12 protein-coding genes and 2 pseudogenes are annotated in these 24,957 nt (G+C 34.1%); 6 read left to right on the top strand and 8 right to left on the bottom strand.

All coding sequences use genetic code 11. The annotated features are described in order from the left end of the window. The first annotated feature begins 28 nt into the window (after positions 1-28). Genes OPR50_RS02275 through OPR50_RS02255 form a run of 5 tightly spaced genes read left to right on the top strand, consistent with a single transcriptional unit; the run spans position 29 to position 5,475 of the window. Positions 29-712 carry a hypothetical protein gene (locus tag OPR50_RS02275; RefSeq protein WP_264953772.1) on the top strand — a complete coding sequence of 228 codons (684 nt, stop codon included), beginning with the start codon at positions 29-31 and terminating at the stop codon, positions 710-712. A 6-nt stretch (positions 713-718) separates the two neighbouring features. Further along, positions 719-2,647 carry a DUF4815 domain-containing protein gene (locus tag OPR50_RS02270; RefSeq protein WP_265024157.1) on the top strand — a complete coding sequence of 643 codons (1,929 nt, stop codon included), beginning with the start codon at positions 719-721 and terminating at the stop codon, positions 2,645-2,647. A gap of 20 nt (positions 2,648-2,667) precedes the next feature. Continuing rightward, complete coding sequence (locus OPR50_RS02265) at positions 2,668-3,864, top strand: hypothetical protein (protein WP_265024158.1); 1,197 nt, start codon at positions 2,668-2,670, stop codon at positions 3,862-3,864. 4 nt (positions 3,865-3,868) lie between these two features. After that, positions 3,869-4,063, top strand: a complete 195-nt coding sequence (locus OPR50_RS02260; RefSeq protein WP_065094988.1) for a hypothetical protein — start codon at positions 3,869-3,871, stop codon at positions 4,061-4,063. Then, positions 4,060-5,475, top strand: a complete 1,416-nt coding sequence (locus tag OPR50_RS02255) for a hypothetical protein (RefSeq protein WP_265024107.1) — start codon at positions 4,060-4,062, stop codon at positions 5,473-5,475. The genes OPR50_RS02260 and OPR50_RS02255 overlap by 4 nt, the downstream gene beginning before the upstream one ends. 14 nt (positions 5,476-5,489) lie before the next feature. On the opposite strand, the gene wmk (OPR50_RS02250) is transcribed toward OPR50_RS02255, so the two are convergent. The 6 genes and pseudogenes from wmk (OPR50_RS02250) to OPR50_RS02225 all read right to left on the bottom strand — a co-directional run. Beyond that, entirely contained in the window at positions 5,490-6,305 is an 816-nt protein-coding gene (gene wmk, locus OPR50_RS02250; protein ID WP_265024206.1) for a WO male-killing family protein Wmk, read from the bottom strand. Positions 6,306-6,330: 25 nt separating this feature from the next. Then, positions 6,331-7,227 carry a WO male-killing family protein Wmk gene (gene wmk / locus OPR50_RS02245; RefSeq protein WP_019236580.1) on the bottom strand — a complete coding sequence of 299 codons (897 nt, stop codon included), beginning with the start codon at positions 7,225-7,227 and terminating at the stop codon, positions 6,331-6,333. Between the two features lie 116 nt (positions 7,228-7,343). Then, positions 7,344-8,534, bottom strand: a complete 1,191-nt coding sequence (locus tag OPR50_RS02240) for a hypothetical protein (RefSeq protein ID WP_265024205.1) — start codon at positions 8,532-8,534, stop codon at positions 7,344-7,346. Positions 8,535-8,675: 141 nt separating this feature from the next. After that, complete coding sequence (locus tag OPR50_RS02235) at positions 8,676-9,332, bottom strand: JAB domain-containing protein (protein ID WP_019236972.1); 657 nt, start codon at positions 9,330-9,332, stop codon at positions 8,676-8,678. A 171-nt stretch (positions 9,333-9,503) separates the two neighbouring features. Continuing rightward, positions 9,504-10,442, bottom strand: a complete 939-nt coding sequence (gene wmk, locus OPR50_RS02230; RefSeq protein WP_264375354.1) for a WO male-killing family protein Wmk — start codon at positions 10,440-10,442, stop codon at positions 9,504-9,506. Between the two features lie 68 nt (positions 10,443-10,510). Then, a pseudogene (locus tag OPR50_RS02225) lies at positions 10,511-11,242 on the bottom strand (DNA mismatch repair MutL family protein); the annotation flags it as partial. Between the two features lie 111 nt (positions 11,243-11,353). Here OPR50_RS02225 and tnpA point away from each other — a divergent pair. Beyond that, on the top strand, positions 11,354-11,791 hold the full coding sequence (gene tnpA, locus OPR50_RS02220; RefSeq protein WP_006279552.1) for an IS200/IS605 family transposase: 438 nt from the start codon (positions 11,354-11,356) through the stop codon (positions 11,789-11,791). 178 nt (positions 11,792-11,969) lie between these two features. Here tnpA and mutL read toward each other — a convergent pair. Further along, positions 11,970-12,974: pseudogene (gene mutL, locus OPR50_RS02215) on the bottom strand (DNA mismatch repair endonuclease MutL); the annotation flags it as partial. Positions 12,975-13,092: 118 nt separating this feature from the next. Further along, entirely contained in the window at positions 13,093-24,954 is an 11,862-nt protein-coding gene (locus OPR50_RS02210) for a DEAD/DEAH box helicase (protein WP_265024204.1), read from the bottom strand. Between the last annotated feature and the right edge of the window lie 3 nt (positions 24,955-24,957).

Below are 24,957 nucleotides of genomic sequence, written 5' to 3'. Positions count from 1 at the left end.
CGTACATATATATAATATAGGGAGAAAAATGTCAATACTCACACAATCAGGAAGAGCAGCAATAGCAGCCAGCATAAAAGAGCAACCTCTACATCTTGCCTGGAGCAGTGGTGATGCAAATTGGGAAAGTAGCCATCAGGTCGAAAAAGTTTTTGTTGAGGGTGAAATAGCCCTAGATCACCATCCCATTAAAGACGTAAAAGTTTTTATCGGACAAACAACTTATCAGCCAAGTGTTGACTATACAGTTGATAGTAGTACTGGTCTAATAAAACGTACGGAAAATAGCTCTATTCCAGTAAGTGATAAAGTTACTGTACAGCATACTGAAAGCACACCACCTGAACCTATAAATTCTATAAAGCTCTTGAATGAACTTGGCAGACGTACTGCAGATGAAGTGCTATTCTGCACAGGTGATGAAAATGGCGAACTTATAACTCCTTCTGGAAGGTTTAGGCCCTTAAATGTACCAACTAATAACTTGTACCTTAAATTTACTTTCGATTTCACGGACGCAGCAAATCAAGTTATACGGGAATTAGGGGTTATGGTTGGTACTAAAATAAAAGAAGGATTACCTGAAGGACAGAGATATTTCGAGCCAAAAGACGTGGAAAATCCTGGAATTTTATTAGTTTTAGAACATACCGTACCACTTATCAGAACATCTGCAACTCGGGAAACTTTTTCATTTGTTGTAACTTTTTGAAACAAAATGACCTTAAATAGTTATTATAACCGCTTTAATCCTGACAAAGAGTACGAAAAAAGTTTGTTCCTTGCAGGAAGAGGTCTACAGTCTGCAGAATTAAATGAGACTCAGGAGTATGCTCTTTCTAAGCTTAAAGGCATAGGTGATGCAATATTTCGTGATGGTGATGTTATAACGGGAAGCAATTGTATTATAGATAGAGAAACTGGTAAAGTTACACTTGAAGGAGGAAAAATCTATCTGCGTGGTGCAGTTAGAAAAGTCGAAAAAGAAGAGTTTGTTGTTCCTCTTAATACTATAGTTCGTATCGGTGTTTATTACGTAGAATCTACGATTACAGAACTTGAGGATGAAAATCTTCGTGATCCTGCAGTTGGTACAAGAAACTATCAGGAAGTAGGAGCTGCAAGGCTTAAAGTTTCCACCATTTGGGGTTATCAAGCAGAAGGTCTTTCTCCACGTTTTTCTGAAGGAGAGTTTTATCCAATCTATAACATTGAAAATGGAGTATTAATAGAACATTCACCACCTCCACAAGCAAACATAGTAACTACTGCTCTTGCTCGTTATGACAAAGAAGCAAATGGTTCCTACGTCGTAAATGGTCTTGAAGTAATGTTCCTGCAAAAGGAAGAGGGGGAAGGAGGAAAAAAAATATTTGTAATTAATGAGGGCAAAGCTCATGTTGATGGCTATGAGATTGAACTTCCTCACAGTATTCGTGTTTCTTTTGATGAAGATCCGGATATAAAATCAGTTGAATCAGAACCACATACTTTTCAGCCAAATAGCCAAAGAGTAATGGAACTTAAAGTTAATGATTTTCCAATAAGTGAAATTAAAAAAGTAGATATAACTGTTCAGAAAACTATTACTGTTACTCACGGTTCATATTCTGGAGCTATTGATCCGATACCTGACTCTGCAGTACTTGAGATTATTCAAGTTAAACAAGGCAATGTTATTTATGAAAATAGTATAGATTACAAATTAAACGCAGGAAACGTTGATTGGTCATTACCAGGAAAAGAACCAGCACCTGGAAGTAGTTACCTGATAACCTATCGCTGTCGCACTCATGTAAGTCCTGAAGATATAAGTGAAGAGGGGTGTAAAGTAAAAGGAGCAGTTGATAATAGTCTGGTTTTGATTGATTATACCTGGAAAATGCCCCGCTTTGATTTAATTACTATCGATAGCAAAGGAGTAGTAAGAAGAATAAAAGGAATTTCTCACCCTTGGCGACCATCGATGCCTAAAGCACCTAGCGGACAACTTCTGCTTTGCTATATTCATCAGACGTGGAAAAAAGGCGAAGGGGTAAAAATAGTGAATAATGCTATTCATGCTGTACCGATGAATGAGCTTGAAGCAATGAAAAAAGGAATAAATGATCTTTATGCTCTTGTTGCACAGGAACGTCTACGCAGTGATGCAAATTCAAGAGAACCTACCACCAAAAAAGGAGTATTTGTTGACCCATTCTTTGATGATGATATGCGTGATCAAGGAATTTCGCAGCTTGCAGCAATAGTAAATAGAGAGCTAGTTCTGCCAATAGATGTAGAAGTTGCAGATATTGAAAAAGGTGGGGAAAGATATCTTTTGCCATATGAACTTGAACCGGTACTGGAGCAGCTTTTACAGACTAAAGGAGAAAAGATCAATCCATATCAAGCTTTTGATCCAGTCCCGGCGCAAATTACTCTAAATAAAAACATTGACCACTGGACAGAGGTTACCACGAATTGGAAAAGTCCAGTAACAAGAGTATTTAATGTTAAAGAAACGACAGAGCTGCTGTCAAGTACTTCATACGAAACTGAATTTATGAGAGAAGCAACTCAAAATTTTGAGATTGAAGGTTTTGCAACTGGTGAAAAGCTTAAGAAATTAAAGTTTGATGGAATTTTTATTCAACCTCAAGCATAGAAAATATTTGAAAGAAAAACATGATCGCAACATTTATTGCTGATAACAGAGGAAAAATAAAAGGAAGATTTACTGTACCAAGAAACATTCCTGCTGGGACTAAGTTAGTGCAGTTCTTCGGTGATAAAGGCAGTTATGGAGAAGCAACTTATACTGGTAAAAAAACTATTACCATAGAGGAAAGAAGAAGAGTTATCGCAGCAAGAAGAGTTGATCCTTTAGCGCAAACATTTACGCTAAATGAGAGCAGACACATAGGAGGCGTGGAGCTATGGTTTATAAATAAAGGCAAAAAACGTGTTGTTGTGCAGATTAGAGAAACAGCAGTGGGAATGCCATCGCAGACTGTTATTGCTGAAAGCTATATTGAGCCGAAAGATATAAAAGTAGATGGCACAGCAACACGTATAGAATGGTCGCCAGTGTTTTGCCATGCAGGAGAGGAGCATGCAATAGTACTGCTTACTGATGATCCTGGTACTGCAGTAAAGATAGCAGAACTTGGCAAATATGATGCAGTAAATAGCCGTTGGGTAACAAGTCAGCCATATCAAGTAGGAGTATTACTGTCGTCTAGCAATGCAAGTACGTGGACTCCACATCAAAATTTAGATTTAACGTTTCGATTACTAGCTGCAAAATTTAGCGAAAGTTCTCACGTTATTGATCTGGGCAAAGTTACTGCAAATAACGTATCAGATTTAATTGTTTTGACGAACGTCGAAAAAGTAGCATTTGATACCAATGTAGAATTTATCTTAACAAATGAAGAGGGAAGAGAAAACTTTTTGTCTGATAATTTGCCACTTGCACTGCGTGAAAGATTATCTGGAGAGCTAACGGTAAAAGCAAGCCTAAAAGGAGGGCGAGAAAAAAGTCCAGTTCTTTATCCTGGGTTACAGCTAGTTATGGGTAATATAGGGGAAAAAGGAGATTATGTTACAAGAAGCATTACAGCAGGAGCTAACACTAAGATTACCATAACATATGATGCGCTAATACCTGGCACTGCAGACGTAAAAGCATATGTGCAGAAAAGCGTCAAAGAATGGCAGCTAGTAAATTTAACCTCGGGAAAACCAATAGGGGAAAATTGGGTAGAGAGAACTCATGTGCTAACAAACTTTAATGGTAATGAGACAAGGATAAAATTAGTTTTAAGTGGAACAGTTGTCTATCGTCCTAAAGTCAAAAATTTGCGAGTGATTATTACTTAAATCAATGCCAAATGACCAAAGCAAACGAGGATATACACTACCACATCCAGAAAATATTGCTGTGCAGGATGTTGTTCGTATCCGTACCACAATTGAGAAAATAGATGAAGATATTACCGAAAGAGAAGATGAGCATAATCAACTTAAGAGTAATTTTGAGCGGTTTAATTTTGAGACTTTTTTAAATTTTTGGAAATGAAAGAAGCAATATACCAAAGGATAAAGGATTTAGCAGCAAACAGCACACCTGATCAACTGGCATATCTTGCAAAATCGCTGGAATTGATAGCAGATAAAAAAGCTATTGCTGACATTGTGCAGATGACTGAGGTAAAAGAGATAATTGATGCACTACAAAAGAGGCTTAAGGATTTAGCAGCAAACAGTACACCAGATCAATTAGCATATCTTGCTAAAGCATTGGAATCAATAGTCGACAAAAGTGCAGTTTCTGAAATTGTACAGATGACTGATGGTAAGCTAAAAGAACTTCTTGATAGTGCAAAAAAACACTTAACTGATCTGGATAATAAAAAAGCTAGTTCTTTAGCAGTGATCTCTGAATCAGAGAAGCAGTTATTAAAGAGAATTGATGAAAAAGGAACAACAAATTTATCGCTACTTGATACGAGAAAGAATGCCAGTATTGCAGCAATAAATAGTGTTGGCAATGATCATAAAGATGGTCTTAAGGGTTTAGTAGATAACTTTCGTGCTGTGAATGATGTGCCAAGTGGTTCGTCAATTATGAAAGAGATCAGGAGCAGAGAACCAACCAAGCTTAACTCCATAAATGATGTACCAAGTGGCTCATCAATCATGAAAGAAGTAAGAAAGCGTCACATGATTGAACCTGGAGCATTACCTTTCTTATTTGGTGTACTTGGCAGAAAAAATAATTATTTTGGCCACGGAACTTTTACGACAGAGCTTGGAAGGTGGAGTAGTGATATAACAAAAACCGACTATATGTTGCAATTACTAGCAGGTAGCCATACGTACAATACAGATTACGTTAGTTTTTATCGGCCAAGACAACTAAGTTTTATAGAGGGAAGTAAAGGAACATTTATTTACGGAGAGTTATGCACAAAAAGTTTTTCGGGTAGTTATGATGAGATATACTATTATCCGTATGCTGCACTTGGAGTAGTATTTGTAAAAAATACAACCAATGTGAACATAAATAAGACAATGGAATTTGTTGGATCATCGTATTCGAGTACGGAGTATGGGGGAGCAGGATTATTTGTGGGAACTCCTGATAACACTAATTCTAATAAATCAAGTATTTCAAAAATAGTATGGAAAAATGTTTACCAATACACGAGTTCTGATAGCAAGTTAGCCGGATCTGGTAATGTGGAGATTCCAGCAGGAAAAACAGTTGCAATATTACTTTACACATCATCTTATCTGTATTCCAGAACACAAGTTAGTCAAGGTATGCTTGCATCAAATTATGTACACAACTATGGTCAATTTATTCAGTGGGGGATTTATAACATACGTAGCAATTTTCTCACCACAGGGCTTGAGGTAGATGTGGAGAGAACGCTAAAAGCTTGGCAATGTCCAGGATTAGAACGAACTGATCAAATATGGCAATGAGGAGGAATTTGTGACTATTTATATACGTTTTGAAAACCACAAGCAGATTGAAACAACAACACTTGAAAACAAGCCAACAGGAAATGATTGGTATGAAGCGCCAAAGAATTTTGATTGGCAAAAAAGTTATTTTCTCTCGTTTCAGGTAGCAAAACTTTAATATTCACTGATAATTCTCTTGCTATTTCATATAATTTATCAAATGATATGGCAGTATATCCTTTTTCATATTCGTGTATTTCCTTGAGCGTTAAATCAACTTTATCCGCCAAATCTTTTTGAGTATATCTCCTTATCAATCTCCATTCTCTTATTCTTTGCCCTACTCTGTAATATATAGAATCAGTGCAGACTTCTTTTCTTGTATCATTATACTCGTAAATAGATAAGCCGGTTGCTTGGGAAATTATGTCAACTGACACTCCTTCTTTAACTAGATTTTTTGCTACCTCTAATCTTGCCTCCTCTTGATTGATTTTCTCGCTAATATGAACAAACCTGACTAATGAAGGTACTATTTTGCCTAACTTTTGATTCTCGTATATTTTTGTTAGATAGAGTATTTCCTCGTCTTCATAGCTGTCTTCCCTTACTATTACTGGTTCAGGTAATAAATCTACAACATCAACTGATAATACTCTTGCTATTACATATAGTACTTCAATTGGAATAGAACTATACCCATTTTCATAGCTGTTTACCTCTTGGTATGTTAAACCTATTTTACTTGCTAATTCTATTTGAGTATGCCCTCGCATTAACCTGCTATTTTCCATTTTTTGCCCTATTTTGTAACTTATAGGACTAACATCTCTTACAGAAACAAACATATATACCTTATTTAGAAATAAATTTTCATCCAATTTGATCAGCAGATAAATCAACTACTTGCAAAATAATATCAAGAGGAATTCCCCCTTTTACTAAATCCCTTCCAACTTTAATCCTTTCTACCTCTCTCACTTTCTCCTCACAAAGCCGTATTCCTTCAAACAGAAATTTTATTAATGCATTACGTAGTTCTTGGCTCTCAATTTCTTTGTATTCTTTAATCAAATCAGGTAGCTCATTTTTCACTTTACTCCCTTCCTCTATTAGTAGATCCGTAATATTAATCGATAATGCTTCTGCCATTTCATATAATTTATCAAGTGGAACAGCAGTCCTTCCTTGTTCATAGTTGCTTATTTCGTGACGTGTTGTATTCATTTTCTCTGCTAAATCTTTTTGAGTATATTCCCTCACTAGCCTCCATTCTTTTATCTTTTTTCCTATTTGGCAGTATATAGAACCTGTTTTTTCTTCAACACATTCATCAGCAGACAGACCAATTGTTTTTGCAACAATATCAACAGAAACTCCTGCTTCAACCAAACCCTTTGCAATTTTTACTTTCTCTGCTTTCCTACTACTTTTTTCACTAACTTGGACAAATTGGGTTAATAAACAAAACATTCTACGTAACTCCTGATCATTAATCTTTTTATATTCTCTTACTAGATTTAATATTTCCTCTCCCCCATCTTCAAGACAGCTTTTTGATACAGGAATAAGATCAGTAATACTGATTGATAGTACCTCAGCTATAGCATACAACCTTTCAATTGAAATTCTACGGTTCCCTTTTTCATATTGCAGTATTACCCAGTACTTTACACCAAGTTTCTCTGCTAAATCTTTCTGAGTGTACCCTCGCTCTAACCTCCAATTTTTTACTTTTTGCCCTACTTCATAGTCTAAACTTCTTTCCACAAAAAGAACCTTGCATATAATATTTTCTACTATATCTCAATTTTGTTAAGGCTCCAGATATAATGGTAGATTCTGAAACCTTAAAGTTAACCCATAAAATGAAGAAAGAAGGTTGGTTAAAGCCCTCTAAAGGTTTCTTTACTACCTCCACATACCCTATTTACCCACGAAGACAATACTTCATCATTGCTAACCTCTTTTATAGCATACTTTTCACTCCATATGCCACATCTAGTGAAATTACCTTTCTCTACTGCTTCTTTAACTTTCATTCTACCAAAAAGGCAGTTTTTTCCAATTTCTTCGCCTCTTTTTTGTAACTCAGCCCACATTTCCTTATTTGCTACTCTAACCTGCACCTGATCTGCCTCTTGGTACAATATAATATTTAGCTTACCAACGCTTGTAGGAAATTCTAACATGACAGAGCTACCATCTGAAATATCAGTATAGTTTCTTATACCTCCCTTCTCACTTTTAACTTCAACTGCATTATTGCCAATTTTTAAAATATTACTTCCTAACTCTCTGTTTGCTTTCAGTACTTTGGCAACTTCTACCTTGCTGTCCTCAGAGAATTCCACAAAAAACGTCCTATTATCTATTTCTAGATCTATTAAAGCTCCTTCCTGAACAGCACTTTCACCAGCTTTTCCTAGTTCTTCTAGTTGCTTATCTATCTGTGGCTGAATTTTTGGTTGTAGCTCATTATAGATTTCACCTATCAGTTTATTCTGCAATAAAGTATCATGAAACTCTGCACCGCTTAGCATTAATTTACGTATTAGCTTTTTTCGATCACTTTTTTCTAATCTGTGAAAATGTGTACCTAATACTACATATTCTGCAAAACTCCATTCCCCATCATTACATGCATTTAGCCTTGCTCCAGCAGCTAGTGCTTCGTCTACAACCTTGTGCAGTTCATTTGGACTTTTTGCTCTTACCACAGCACTCTTAAACCAGCTCAACTTTTCTGCACTTGGCTTTATTTTTTTCAAAGCTGAAGCAAATGGATTTTTATCTTCTTGATCACTTACAGGTTTTGTACCATATATGTAGTCAAGTCCTTTCCCATAGTTGATTTTGTTTTCGCGAACTTCTCTACCAGGGAAAGGTACTACTTCTTTATCTACAAGCTTTTTAGCCTTATTAATTTTGCTTACAAAAGTAGGCTGCTGGCTAGTACGACCAATTCCTACAATAGCATTTAACATCTCACCTTTTGACAATTTATCAAGATCAACGTTTAACTCGTAGATACCTCCTTCCTTATCACCAAAAGGTACGATTATTTTATTACCCATATTACCTCCACTATTAAAAATACTTTTTAAGCGTACAATAAACTTTATTATTATACATTATATTACTCATTATAAATTATAGTGAGTAGATTTGCAAATACTTTCTCTTAATCAGTTTAGATGCTAAATTCTTTCTTTTTGCTATAACAATCCACTTTCTCTAAAGCTAAAATACCCTGCACTTGTGATGATAATGTGATCAAATAACCTAACGCTTACAGTACTACATGCTGCTGCTAAACTCTTCGTTACTGCTTGATCTTCTTCTGATGGTTCTAAACTCCCACCTGGGTGGTTGTGTGACATTATTATTAATGCTGCATTTTTTATTAATGCTTTTCTTGTAATTTCCTTTATGTATACTGGTGCTTTTTCCATTTCACCAATATAGGATTCTTCTCCGATTAATTGGCGCCTTTTATTCAAGTACAGTATTTTTACACATTCCCTTTCTGAGTGGACTATACTTACGTTCAAATATTCTACTAGCCCTTGCAAGTCCATTATTGGCTCACTCTTAAGCTTTTCTCTCAATACCCTTTCTAGTGTTTCCTTAACGCACATAATCATTGCTACTGCAGAATCAGTTACTCCTTCTATAACTTTCAGGTCATCCATTTCTCGACCTAAAATCCTTCCTACTCCTGCATAGGTATTCACCAGATTTTTAGCAATTTCCTGAGCCTGCGGCCTTTCATGTACTGCACTTAGAAATGTTTCCATTATTTCACGATCAAGTAGTGCTTTGCCTTTGCTTTCTAATATTCTGAATTCGATTTCTTCTTTACTTTTATTCATATAATTTACCCTTCACTAACAACAAACTTTTTTTTAATATTTACTGCTGTTTTTTTATCAGCATTGGCATAGGGCCATAGCTTTCACGTGAAGTCAAATCAATTTTTAAATCTTTTTTACTTATTTTTTCATCAAAAAGTAAAAATGTTAATAGATACTGATTTTTTTATTTTAAATTTGTTGAATTTCGTCTAAAGAGATGCCCACTGTTTTTAAAATAATATTGATAGAAATTCCTTCCTTAACTAAATTCTTTGCAATTTTCATCTTTTCTACTCTCTTCACTTTCTCTTTGCAAACTTGTATGCTTTCAAACAGAGATTTTATTAGTACATGACGTAATTCTTGGCTTTTAATCTTTTTGTATTCTTCTATTAACCTTGATAGTTCCACTTCACTATTCTCATTTTCTCTTGTTTCTGGAAGCAGACCTGTAATATTAATTAATAGTACCTTTGCTATTTCATCTAACATTTCAAGTGAAACAGCAGCTCGTCCTTGTTCATATTCATATATTCTTTGATTTATTATGCCTACTTTACTTGCTAAATCTTCTTGAGTGTATCCTCTTCTCAACCTCCATTCTTTTATTCTTTGACCTACTTTATACGGAATAGAAATTTTTTTCTCATCATTATCATATTCATCAATAGATAAACTGGTCGTTTGAGAGATAACATGAGCAGAAACTCCTTCCTTAACTAAACCCTTTGCCACCTCTACTTTTACTGCCTTTCCACTTTCTTCCTCACTAATACGGATGAATTTAGTTAATAAATAAAACGTTTCACGTAATTCTTGGTCCTTAATCTCTTTATGTCTTCTTACTAGATTTAATATCTCTTCTTCCTCATACCTTTCCTCATTTGATACTTCTTGTCCGCAAGCTAGATCTCTAGCAGTTGTTGATAATGCTTCTGCTAATTCATATAACTTCTTAATTGAAATTCTGCGTGTTCCTTTTTCATATTGCAGTATTACCTGATATGTTGTATCGATTTTTTTTGCTAAATCTTTTTGAGTATATCCCTTTGCTAACCTACGATTTCTTACTTCCTGTCCTATTACTTTGTAATCTAAAAAATTAGAGCATTTATTCTCTTTTTTCACATTTTATACTCCATAACCAGAAGAGCTGTTACGTATACTTAATTGGGAACCTTTTTGACAAACTGAACTCATCTCCTTTCAAACAATTTTTCTATATCACTTAGTTTCATTTCTATATACGTTGGTCTTCCGTGATTGCATTGCCCAGCATAAGGTGTTTCCTCCATTTGTCTCATCAACTCATTCATCTCCTCCAACTTCATTTCCCTTCCAGCTCTAATTGACCCATGGCACGCAATGGTAGCTAGTATCTTGTTCACTTTTTCTTCTATAGGTAGCGTATCTCCTATCTCCATTAATCTATCAACTATATTCATCACCATCTCTTTCACATTTATTGTTCCTAAAATTGCAGGTATTTCTTTCACCCTTACTTTATCTTCTGATTCTATTTCAATACCAAAACCCATTTCGAAAAGCTTATCTTTATACATTTCAACCATCTCCATTCCTGCTTGGTTTTTAATCTCGACTATTTCAGGAAGAAGAAGCTTTTGCCTTTTTATGCTTGATTTTTGTTTTAAGCACTCATAGATCAACCTCTCATGAGCTGCGTGCTGGTCTACTATAATTAATTTGCCTTTAGCCTCAGCAATAATGTAAGTATTGTAGACCTGACAGCGTGCATATCCTAGAGGATGATCCGCTATTAAATCAATTTGCTTCCTTTCTAAAACCATCGTTCCCTTTTGGGGTGGAGATTCTCCATATTTAAACGTTTCTGGTAAGCTTTGCCTTCTTTCATCTGGTGCATTGAATTCTTTCATTAGACGATTTTCTAAAAGATTTGGCCTCCTTTCGTAAAATTCTTTTTGACCCTTTACTTTCCATAAGATGGTACAAGCCTCCACCTTCTAGGTGGAGAAACTTTAGTTTGTCAATGTCATAACTGTACTTTATAAAGTATAGTTATGACGGAATATGACAAAGGAAAACACACTGTATTTTATCATAGGTACCATATAGTCTGGATTACAAAATATCGGTACAGAGTATTAACTAAGGCTATGAAGGAGAGAATACGAACAATCATAGCAGAAGTATCTGAAGAAATGGGGATTAAGATAGAAAACGGAGTAATATCATCAGATCATTTACATTTATTCGTAGTAATACCTCCTCATATAGCTGTGAGTGATTTTGTTCAAAGAGCCAAAGGCAGGTCTTCACGCAAAGTTCAACAAGAATTTCCAGAGCTAAATAAAATGTACTGGGGAAAGCGTTTTTGGGGAAGAGGATACTTTAGTGCTACCAGCGGACATATCACAGATGAAGTCATTAATGAGTACATCAATAAACATACAGATGCACATCAGCCTCATTCTATATCTAGTATAAGATTGGAGTAGCTTTAGCTTCTCACCGCGCTTCCAGCGCTATATCCAACCTTTCGGCTCTCAGCCGATAGTGGTTGAGTTCTCTGCTTTTTCCATTATTAACACGCTCATTATTCCTTTGACTTTCACTAACATCAAGAGGCGAACCACCCAGTTCTTCTCCAATACCTTGACACCTAGATCCATCAATATCACTCACTGAAGAGGTACCTATTCTCATTGACAACGCTTTTATTAGCCCTCTTCTCACTATTTCATATATTAACCTCTTATTTTGAAATCTTACTTCCGATTTATTTGGATGCACATTTACATCTACTTGGTCATATGGTACTTCTAAATGCAACACTGCAAAAGGATACCTATTGTTTGGAATAAAATCGTGATACGCATATCTAATTGCACCAACAAGTAGATTGTCTTTTATTGGCCTTCCATTAACAAACGTATAAATCTGAGTTGAGTTGCCACGATTGACATTAGGTTTACAGATGTGTCCCTTAAGTTTGATGCCTTCTTCTTCCTCTTTAACTTCCAGTGAATTGCTTTGAAATTCTTCTTCTATTTCACATAATCTGTTGAACAGCGAAGTTTGCTTAACATATTTTAAGAGCTTTTTATTACCAGAAGTGAGAGTAAACCCAATACTATAATTAATCATCGCTAAGTTATTCACAATATCAACAATACTTTGTGTTTCTGCCCTTTCGGTTTTTAGAAACTTTAGTCTATTTGGTGTAGCAAAAAATAAGTCACGAACTTCAATATATGTACCTTGCAACAAAGAACAAGGGGTAATCTCTCTTATTTTTTCTCCTCCCTCATACCTTATAGACCATGATTCCTTTGCTCCACTTGCCTTAGACGATAATTTCATTCTGCTTACTGCTGCAATTGAAGGTAAAGCTTCTCCCCTAAACCCAAGGTGCTTGATTTCTATTAACTCACTATCGCTTAATTTTGAAGTGGCATGCCTCATAAATGCTAGTTCTAAGTCGTCCTTTTCTATTCCATTTCCATCATCTGTCACAGTTATAAGGTTACGCCCACCACTTTCTATTTTGACTTCTATCTCTAAACTTCCAGCATCTATTGCATTTTCCACTAATTCCTTTACTACACTTGCTGGCCTCTCTATTACCTCTCCTGCTGCTATACGGTTTATAGTTTTTGTATCTAAAAGAATTATTGCCATACTTCCAATTCTCATTCTGATTAGTTTAATGTCAATGAAAATCAAGTTCTAAGCTACTGAATTACCTATTAGCAAGATCAAAAAACTTAAAAAGGAAAATATTTTTTAAATTTGTATCTCAAAAATCTGGGCTTGGGTATGAACGACCTCTAATTTCATCTCTGTTGTTAATTTGAGATATGTTTCCTGTTTCAACTCTTTCTAGATAGGTGTTAGGCTTATTGGGTGGAAAAAATACTCTTGTTATAGGTATCGTAGGTATACTATTATCATCAATACTATATTGACTGCGGCTTCGATCAGGAAGTCTTTTATTTTCCGCTGGATTTATAAGTATATGTCCAGTAACTCCTTCAGGGGCTTGTTTATTATGGCGGATAACATCATATCCAACATGAGGACCATGTGGTCCCTGTAAATCTGATTCAATTATAGGGTTATCAACGTCAATTCTTAATGTATATTTCACGTTTTCTTTAATATCTCGAACCCATATTTCAACTGTAGCTTCCATCTCTACTGGATATAGTGCTATGTCTATTTTACCGAATTTTCCAGTACATAGTATTGTATCATATCTTGTTGCCTTAAAATTTGTGGGATCAACAGATATACGTTTTTTACCAATATTAGAAAGTGCTTGGTTAATTTTATCAAGAGCTTCATTGTAAGCTTTAGCACGTTGTAGATGAGATTCCTTATTTGTTAGCACCCTATCTTCCCGTAAGTCTACGTCTTTATTTTTATCAAATTTCCATTCCCCTCTGGAATCAGAATGTTGATATGGCGATTGATTTTCTGCTTGTTCATTTAGTGTGCTAGTAGGTACAGAAATGTAACGCTTACCACCAAACGCACCAAGAGATATAGGAAGCCGGTGCCAGCCTTGCTGAATGTGATACCGTATTCCTTTATCATGTTTAATACAATCAGCTACCTTATCTCTGAATCCTTCTGGTGATATTATATTTTTTAATTCAGGTATAGCTTCTGATAAAGCCTCATATAAGCAATTATTTTTTGATTCACTACTTCTATTGTTTTCTGATGTGATGCTTCCACAAAACTCAAAATGATTATCTTTGAGCTCAAGTGGAATAATTATCCTTTCTGATCCTTCAGACATAGAGGAAAATTCTTGTCTTATACCACCATCTCCTTCGACAATAATGGTTAGTCCTGAAATTACAACTCTCTGCTCTTTTAGTATCTTATATACTACTTGAGTACACGCACTAACACATATCATATCCATTGGAATGTTTTCTCGGACTATATCTGCGAGCAAGTCAGGATTTCTAGTTTTAATCATCAACTTTCGCAAATCTTTATGATATTTTTCCGTAATATGGTTTTCTGTTTTAGATGTATTGTCACATTGTTGTTCACTCTGTAGCTTTTCCTTGTGCTCCTGTTTCAATCCTTCAAAGCGCTCAAAATACCCACTTTCTTTGTAAGACTGATATGCTTCTTGCACTTTTTTTCCAATACATCTAACCAGATGATTAGCGCCTTCTTTAAGGACAGGGCTCACAATATGCCGTGCTATAATTTGCCCAGCCTTTTCGCGAAGCAATGATTTCCACTGATCAATTACTCCTTTTTTAAAACTCTCATAATCTTTCTCCACTTCTTGTTTTTGATTGCGTTCTAAGTCTTTTTCCAGCTTATTTAGTCTACCTTTTATTTCCTGATCTAAGTTACCTAAAAGATTATTAGTAATCACTATTATATTGGCAATCTGAACAGAACGTTCTGACCAAACCATTATCTTACTAATAGCATGAATAGGTAATACCAGCTTATTACTTGTTTTGCTTCTTTTTTTAACAGCTTCTGCAATTCCTTGAGTTACACTACTAGCTATCTTGTTGGCAATAGGTAAAAACTCTTCCACATAACTTTGCCTAGTAAAGACACTCTTAGTTAAGTCACCTATAACTTTTTCTGCTCTTTCTCTTCCTAATACTTTATAGGCTTTTTCTAAACTTATAGAGATATTATGTTCTTCTACTTCGCGTTCAATATCTGACAAAATATCAGAGGCTATGCCTTCACATAGTGCTTGAAGGTAATTTTCAACGAGTGTATCAACTCCTGCATTAGCTAAGCCAAGCGCTAACCCTTCTATAGTTTTTAATGTAATACGCTTTGCAACTTCTTTTCCTACTACTTTCCAACCTGCAGTTTGAATCAGCTGAGTTCCGGACATTTCTGCTACTTTCTTACCAAATTCAAAATTAGGTCCAGCTAGTTTATGACCAAAACGTGATACCTTAGCACCTCTTGAAAGATAAGCTCCTATACCAACAGTAACAGCTGTCATCATTAAACTTTCAAGCTTATGTTGTCTATAATCTTCCCAACTAAAATGGCCTGATTTTAAAGCACCTGCTGCAAAGAAGAGATCATTTACACCCTCGCTAACAAATGCAGCACCAACATGGGTCATAATACCCACTGAATATAACTCTATAGCAGTACCTACAGCTATTTGGCTTACTCCCATAGCAGTTACTGCTACAGTGTTGATAAGCATTTCTTGTGTCCATTTCTTCTCTTCTAATTGTAAAAGTTGATCTAATCCATTGAGAAAAAAGACATGCACTTCCTCTATATTTGCAAATTCACCTTGACCACAAAACTCAGTTAGAGATTTTAGTTTACTATCAGGAACCTTTAAAGCTTTCAATGAACTTCTTGATCTTTTCAAGGTGCTAACAATATTTTTAATTGTATCTTTTTTCGCTAGTTGTAATTGATTGTCTAAAACTTTTTCCACTATTTTATCAATACTTTGCAACTTGGTCAGTACGTTTTCATGGCTTCCTTCGGGAAAAAAGTTTAAAGGTTTTTGTCTTTTGTCAGGGCTATTAATATAATAAAGATCTTGTACTAAAGATTTGCCAGCATTTTTAATGTTTTCCTTGCTAATACCCTCATCTTGTATAGACTGCATTGGATCGTACTGGGTAATCCATCCTTTCTCAACCAAGAAGCCAAAAAGCTTTTCTATACACTCTTCTTGAATGAGTGTACTTTTAGAAAGTATACATTTAAAATTATCTTTAGTCATTTTTTGACTATATATACTCTTCAACTTTTCCTCTAAGTCTTCATCTTTAGTTGCTACCATAGTAGGTCTGATAATTTTCTGTTCTAATAATTCCAAGACTAAACTTTGATGTGATTTTGTTATTAATTGCAGACGAACAGGAAAGTTTTTTTCTTCTAGCTGCACTGCAATTTTTTGAAGGGCTATTCTATAGGTAAAACATGTAGATAATAGTCCTTTTAGGACATTCTCATAAACTGGACAGAAAGAAAGCTGAACTTGTTTGATTTCATCAAATTTGATCTTTAGTCCATAAGCACTATTTTCTGAGCCATCCTTTTTTTCAATGACCTTTTGTTTAGCTAGTTCTGCTAAAATTTTTTCAGCTTCACTTTTAGTGATATTTACTTTAGTAAAGTCTTCCAGAGTAATGGAATCGTAACAAGGAAAAGTCATAGATTCAATTTTACTTTGGTCTATATGCGCTTTTCTGTTAAATGAAAGTACTCCTCTCTCTTTCAATATTTTATATTTGTCTTTGCCTACAATCTTTATAAAATCATCTTTTTTAAAAATATTACCTTTATTTTTCTGTTGTGTAACCCATTCTACATTTAAAAGAATCTGTTCATTATTGAGCTCTAGAGTTTGCTTTTCTAACTCTTTTTGGTTTATTTTTCCAGTCAGATGATCCAATAATGAAGGATCTGTTTCTTTCAATTTTTCATTATTAACTACAACACACTTAACTTCTTCATTTAAGATTTTTTGTTTAATCAATGACTTCCAAAATGCTTCTCTGCTAGGCAATTGTACTTCTTTTTTTAATTCTTTTTGAAATTCTTTCTCATTAATTTCCTTCCCTTCATATTTGGAAAGAAAAATTTTTAATGTTTCAACTGATACTCCATAGCCAGCACTGATCACTTTTAGCTCTTCTTCAGAAATGCTCTTTTTTACTCTCGGCTTTTTTAGCATGCCCTTTTCAAGAAGATCCTTATATAGACTTTCAGCCAGCTCTTCCTTAATATCATTATTAGCAAAAGATTGTGGAGTAATAGTGTGTCCAAAAATATCATCTATAGACCGTGAAAACATATAATAAAGGTTAGCCAAGCTCTTTTGCTGTTCTTCATAAGCGTCGATTTGAATGATACTTTCGTTATTATTCTTCTTAATCTTACCAATAATACCTGCTGCATTGATAGCAAATTTACTATGCTCATCTAAAAGCCTTGCAGCTTCTCGCAATTCTTGCTTAAATTCTTTCAAAACTTTCTCATCTTCTTCTTTTAAAGGCTTTTGTTCTAAATCAACCTTCTTTACTAATGCAAATGCCTTGTAATAACGTGCTGCTTCAGAAAAATATGGCTCTTTTTTAATCACCTCATCAACCAGCTCAAGGGCATTTTTATGAGCATTTTTATGTTCCTCATTTTGAGAGAGATACTTTCCAAGTTTAATCATTTGAATTGGATTTTCTTTAACCCAGGCTAACCAGTTTGTGCTATCATATTCAATAATTAGAGTTGGAGGTCCTTCATACGAAGGTAACCACTTTTCGCTATACCCAGTGTCTAAATTCTTTAATCGTGAGATAAATTTGTCCAGTAGGTTGTAAAGATTTCTTTTATCCTGTTCACCTGTCAAATTTCTTACATATTTAGTGTGTTCATCTAACCAGAAAGCCCATTTGTCCAAGCAACTCTGCAATAAAATTTCTTTAACTTCAGTAGGTACTTTTTTATCATCAAGGTCTTTCTTCAATTGTTCGTACTGCTCTTTGAATGCTTTAAAACAGCTTTCTTCCATAGTAATCTGAGTATCATAGTAAGCTTTAATGTCAGATATACGATGTAATTCTTCCACATCACGCTCTTTCTTTAAATCAAGTATTTTTGAGTTACTATATTCTTGTCCTTTTGAATCCATGATGATTAACTGACCAGAACCCTGGTCTCCACTTCTTGCTGCTCGCCCAAATGCTTGCTGTTCAACTCGAATATTGCTAGGTAGGTAAGTTAAACAAACATGTAATCCTTCTGCTTTCCTCAATTCTTCTGTAATTTTTATGTCAGTTCCACGGCCAGCTAAGTTCGTTGCAATAATAATCTGTCCTTGCCCCAGCTCTTTGTTACCTTGAACAATTTCAAACCCTTTATCAAACTCTTCGTAATCTCTTGTATATGTATGAACATGTTTTGCATCCTTTCCTCCAAAAGCTTTGTATAAAGTCTCTACATCATTTACTGTTTCACAGATGATTAAAACAGATCGTTTTTTTTCCTCAGTTAGCCTTTTTGTTTCATTACATATGCGCTTTATCCATTCATCTTTGCCAGTACAAAGAATAGGTTTTTCCTCACGAAATTGCTTAGACTTGGCTGTAGGGATAGTTACAAAGTCTACCTCATGTATCTCCTGCAATAAATCTCTTTCTCTCTGTGACCCTAAGGTGCCTGTTAATCCATATAAGTTACTGTACAATTTAAAGAAAGAAACATTAGAGATAAAAACAGCTTTTAAGCTTTGTAAAGATAATTTACATCCATGTTTGAGTTGTAAAAATTGGTGTAATGCTTCATCCCATTGAGAATTAGCTTGATCTGTTCCTGTATCTCTATCAAGAATTGTAATATTAGGATTGCGATCTGGACTACTTCCGGTTTTATCTACATCCACTACATAATCCTCTCCTGCTTTCATGAAGAACGCGGTTATAGCATTATTAATCCAAGATTCTAAGTGCTGTTCAATAAACGGTCTGAGATTATTGGGAACATGTATAAATTTTTCTCTTTCAATGCACTCTTTTAAAAGGTAAAGAAAACGATCTTTGTAACAATTAAATTCAGGTGAAAGTACTTTATTAAGTTCATTGTCATTAATGTTTCCTTTTAACAATTTGCCCTGATCATCTAATATCTCAGTTTTGATTAAACGTTCCCACATAATATTTTTTTGCTGCTCGCTTAATTCAGACCCAATCTTTCCAATATCTTCTTTTTTCACCAATCCATATAAGTCACTTATCACTGCTTCTTTAATTGCTTTAGCATCAAAAGCATAGCAAAGTTCTTTATTATCTCTAGCTGGTCTATTAATCCACTGCCAAATGTAAATGTAAACAGATTCCAGCTTATCTAGTCCTGCCAGATCATGAGATAAGTACAACATATTGTTACCTTTATCGAGCAACATACTATCTACTTCATCAACAATTACATTGTTAAAATTACGATCTCCTAAAATATTTTTCCCGTAAAATTTATCTAATAAATAATCGCGCTGGAAATTAGATAAATCACCATATACCACTTGATTACCTGAATATGCTTCCTTTCTTTTTTCAATATCTTCACTACAGTTATGTGATACATTAATACCAAATAAACTATAGATATCTCTATTATCCTCAGCATCACGTTTTGCCAATACAGAAGAACTAGTTATAACATCTACTTTCTCTCCACAAAGTGCTTTCATAATTGATGCTGCTACTACAATTAATGATTTTCCCTCTCCAGTAGACACTTGTGCTAGGGTGCTGCGATCATTTGTCAATAACGCCAATACAGTTAATTTTTGAGTATCACGAAGCTTAAATACTCTTTTTAGTTCTAATTCTTTTTTTAACTCTATTGCTCTATATATTACAGCAAGCATTTCCTCTTTTACATCTTGCTTTCCTTTACCCATATTGCTCTGAAATTCTTTTACCCAATTTTTAATATCATCTTCCGTAAAACTACCTATAGGTTTTTCAGCAGTTATATACTTATCAATACTTTCAATATAATTCTTAATTTTTGGCAATTGGTTTAAAATTTCTTTCGAAGTATTAGCATTACTTTTAATTAGTTCAACTAACTGAGTTATCTTCCGTTCTTCTTTATTAGCAGTAAACTTCTCCTGCATTTTCTGTGCCCAATCATCAATTCTACAGCTGTTAAGGGTATTTAACTCTTCTGTACTTAAGTTCCATTTTTCATTATGAAAATTAGATAAAATGTTAGTAAGCTTATCAGATGACAATTCTTGTTTTTTCTTTTCTAGAGCCTCTATAAATTTCTCCGATAAAAGAGCGCCAAAAATATTCTCTATAGATAAAAGATAGTAAGAAGCTGTTGGTAAGTCATCCTTTTGCCAATCTACTAATTTTGACAGCTTGCATGTCCAGTATTTTTCTTTCAGTGCATAAGGCCACTCAGATAACTCTAGTCCTTCTAAACTAACTGTTTCATTTGGAATATTACTTAATAAATGCAGAATATCTTCAATGCATTGAGTAGAAATAGGATTGCTTGATTTATGTTGATCCAACTTTACTTTAAATAACAGTAAAACGTCCTTACTTTCTATTTTCGATAAGTACTTTCTCCATTCAGGTTTCTCTATTAATGTTTTTTTGAAATAATCTTCGAGTTGTAATAACATCAATTCATCTATCCAACTCTTTTGAGGATAAGCTGCAACTATCCAACAAAAGATATTCAATTCTTTTTTATCTTCAATAACAGAAGTTAGAATTGAGTTCACTAAACAATATAATTCTTGAGAGGATACATGTCTTCCTTCGCTAGAAAAGCTTTTCAACATGTTATGCAAAATTCCTTGCTGCCCAATATATTGAGATGTAATTTTGTTCAATCGCTCTTTTAACTGTTGTTTTTCCCCTTCAGGAAAGTATTCTATAATTTTTTCTATATCTTCCTCTTCATTAAAATATTGTTCATCTTCTGAAGGACTGTTATTAGATAAAAAAGCTTTATTCTTTAAGTAATTATCAAATTCTTGTTTTTGTTTAAATGGTTCAATTTCTATAAGAATCCTTGCGTAAAAATTATCTTTTTTCTTACGCTCTTGCTCTAACTTTAAGTAGTTTCCATCTATATTTAATTGTATAAATTCATTATCTCTACATAATATGTGAATAATTTGCTTAGATGAAGGATTGTGATCACCTTGCAGAAACAATTTATTATCTTGATTTTCAGCGTATAATCTAATATTAACATCGAAAATGTAGGCTAATAATTCCCTATAGCTTTCTGATAATAAGCCTTTTTCTTGAATATAATCATCGTATTTCTGAAGAACAGCTTGATCTTTGCAACACTCTTTCCAATCATATTCTTGTCTAAGTTGATTATTAAAACGATTATAAAGAGCCTTCAAAAAATCGTCTTTTTGTATTTTTTCTTCTAGCTTACTTCTTAGAGATTTATCTTTAATACTTTCAATCCATAAACCAAATACTTCTGCATGTCTTGGCTGGGATAGCTCTCTTTTAAACGCTTCAAAGAATATATTCAAACTGCGTTCTTGTTTTTCTAGAAATTCTTTATATTCGTTATAATATTTTTTAACATCTGTATGTTCCTCTTCTAATTTTCCTATTTCTAAGACAAATGCTCTCATTGAGTATTTTAAAGCTTCATTCTTTGTATTCTGTAATTCTTCTTTACCAAACTTGGAAATTTTTTCACTCTGCTCTTTACTATTTTCATAAAAATACTGATTTAGCGTTCCTAAAACATCATGAGAGATATTGCTATCATTTTCTTTTGCTTCAACAAGGTACCTTGCTGCACTTTCAGGTGTTAATTCTACATTATCTGTCACTTTTTGATAATGTGGTAATTGCTTTGCAATTTCTTGCAATGTAGCAAGTCGATATTTATCAATCAAAAGATTTTCTATATCCCGTAACTTACTATTTTTCGTATTATCCAGTAAACCTTGTGCCGTAGTAGGTCGATTTTTTAGAGCTTCAAAATTTGAAAACAACTGATCAAGTTGAGAAAGACTCAGTTCTATATCTTTTAATTTAGACCAGTTATCTAGGTTATTTTTTAGCTCACTAATCAAATCTTCAACATCAACGATCTCTCTGTTGGACCTAGGTGTTGTAGTAGAGATATCATTATAATGCTTACTTTTATTCTGGTAAGGAGAATGACGCTTAATTCCTAATTCTGTAGTTTGCTTTTCCTGCTGTTCTTGATTTTCATTGATCGCTTGTAAGGCTTGTTGTTTAGTATTTTCTAAATCAGATCGTAAGTTCTGCAGTGTATTTTTTTCCATAGAACTAAGATGATGAGAATAATTAGCTAAAATGCTGCTTTGTGAAATGTTTTTTTTCCTTACAGCTTGTGCGTGATGTTGTCGCTCACTATTCTGTCTAGTACTCTTCCTTTCTTCATACCTTTTTTGCTTTTTATGCTCAATCTTAAAAGGTTTCAGTTCAGCATATATATCCCCTTCACCTTTACGTTCTTTATAGGGACATCGTATACGTTTTGATGAATTATCACTATAGTATTTTAACTCAACTTTACTTTTTTCTTTTACACCAGGAAATTTAGGCCATTCTTCTGTAAAAAACTTTGAAACCGAATAGTCCATATAACCCATATCCCAGCCATTTTCTCCATGATTACCATATAAGCCTCCCTGTCCTTTTTCTCCTTCTTTCCCTTGCTTAACTTCTTTTATAGTATTGAATTCCTGGCTGCTTTCTGGGTTTTTTACTGTTATTTCTCCAGCATATCCACCTTGACCACCTAATCCATATTCTCCACCATGTCCTCCAGGTTGCCCTAATGATCCTTTGTAAAGCAGAAAAGCTTGGCAATTTGTAGTCTTACCTCCACGTTCAAAAGAAAAGATAATCTCGTTTTCTTGATTCGTCATTGCATTTATGAAAATATTTCCCTCAAAAGGGCATTTCTCTCTGCCCCCCCTTCCATAACTTCTACCATGACGTTCTTTTGTTTCTTTAGAATCTTTTATAACTTCTTCAATAATTTCTTCATTAAAAGTCACATCACGTTTAAAAGAGAATGCGTCCCTTTTGCTTTCATACCACTCAGATATTATGACTTGTGAATCTTTTTTAATGTTATTAACAGTTTTTAATATATTATTTGCTCTGTCCACGTGGGTAAATTTAGCAGCCGGAGGAAATTTTTCTTTAAATTCTGCCTCCGTAATGCTCTTTCCATCCTCTCCACTTTCTCCATTTCCACCATCTTGACCTTTACTACCCTTGCCACCATGTGAAATAATGGTAAAGTTTTCTTGGCCTTCTATCTTTTCCGTTAAAATTAAAACATTGCCACCACTTTCCCCAGGATAACCATCTGCTCCTTGTTTGCCATGACCATCTTTTCCAGTACCTGCATTATCGGAATAGGTATGATCGTTATCTTTTCCAGATACATCCCAGGTTACTTGATCATAAACTTTTATTGCTTTGGTTAAAATAACTACATTCCTTCCCTGCCAAACTTTACTCTTAAGGTTTGTATCAATATGTATAATATCAGCGCCGACAAAACGTACTTCCTCTATATTTGGATTTTCTAAAAGTGCATTTTCTAATTGCCGTAAAGTTTCACTGACAACAATGTTCTTCCCTTTTACTTCAACAACCAATCGATTATCTATTCTTCTCTTTTGTATTTCTACTGGTTTTATATAAGCACCTATAATTTCCTTAAACTTGTCTATTAAAAAAAGAGCTTCTTCCTCCAAGCCCTCTGTTGCTTCTTGCAAAACTGTAAGATTTTCACCATAAGTATCTACTTCAAGCTTCATAATATTATTGATCAATTCATCAAACGATAAATCACCACGACAAAAGTCTCCTAATTCCAGTTCAGCAATAATTGATTGAAGATTTTTAGAGGAACTTAAAAAGTCAACAAAAGTTTCTAGAAAAACTAATTCTTTTTCAGCAGAATCACTATAGGCAACTATTTGTTCCAAGCACTCTTTTTTAAACCGACTTATGAAAATTTTTTCATCCTCTTTCCTAACCAATTCATAGTGCTTCATTAAAAGGATGTAACACTCAAGTTGGTTTAAAGGATTAGGAATCTGGCTTAAACCCTTTATATCATCTAGTGAATTAAAAATTTCTTGAATAACAGCACGGCTTTTACTTTCAGTCAGTTCTTTTAGTAAATTTGTTGTTTCTTGTAGCCAAAGCCTTGCGCAATATTTTATATATTTTCTCTCAATATAAGCATTGTCAATAGTGCTAAGCGATCTATGAAGCCTTTCTTCTATATAATCTTTAACTTGTACTAAATTACTTCTATACTCTTTAACTTCTTTGCTAATAATATCTTTTATCTCCTGTTTCTTATCACTATGTTCCTTCGTTGCATTTACAGTTTTTTTGAGATTGTCACTAGTTCTCTTATATCGTATACTCAGTGCAAGTTGGCCAGCCAATTGATACACTTGACCTAAATAGTCAGACTGCTCTGCAGTAATGAAAGTATTTTTGTACTCAGGTACAGTAATTGCATCTTCTAGCATGTTAATTACTCTTAACAGATGAATATTTTGAACCTGCTGCTTATTCTCATTAGAGCATTGGTGCAAAGAAATATGGTTGATATGACCTAAAACAACACATAATTTTGTGTACTTTTCGATTTTACTAGAAGTGCCATATTTTGTTAGCAGATTGTTCTGCTGCTTGTATATTTCATTTACTTCTGCCAAAAATTTTTCAGCATTATTCTTTAATCCTTTTGTCTCGCCTGAATAGTCTTCGCTAGAAAATTCAGCAAGCTTCTCTAAACATTTTTCTAGATATCTTTGAATACTGTCTAAATCAATCTTATACTTATTGAATAATTCATCATTATAATAGCACGCAAGGTTAAAATAGTGGTAAGCTAAGCGTTTACAATACTGCGAATAAGACCAAGAATTAGTATTTTCTCTTATGTCCTTCCTTAGCTCTCTATACCGTTTATTTAATTCTTCTGACACGTTTGCTAGCCAAGGCTCATTTCCTACCCAACTCCCCAAAGAATTTAAACATTCAATAGCTTGCTCAATATTCAGTAAAGAGCTTACATTTTTTCCACTGTCACTAATCTGTTGATTTTGAACATTAAACATATA

Source organism: Wolbachia endosymbiont (group A) of Epagoge grotiana (genome assembly GCF_947251775.1).
GTDB classification, from domain to species: Bacteria; Pseudomonadota; Alphaproteobacteria; order Rickettsiales; family Anaplasmataceae; genus Wolbachia; species Wolbachia pipientis.
This window is presented reverse-complemented; position numbering and strand designations above follow the sequence as displayed.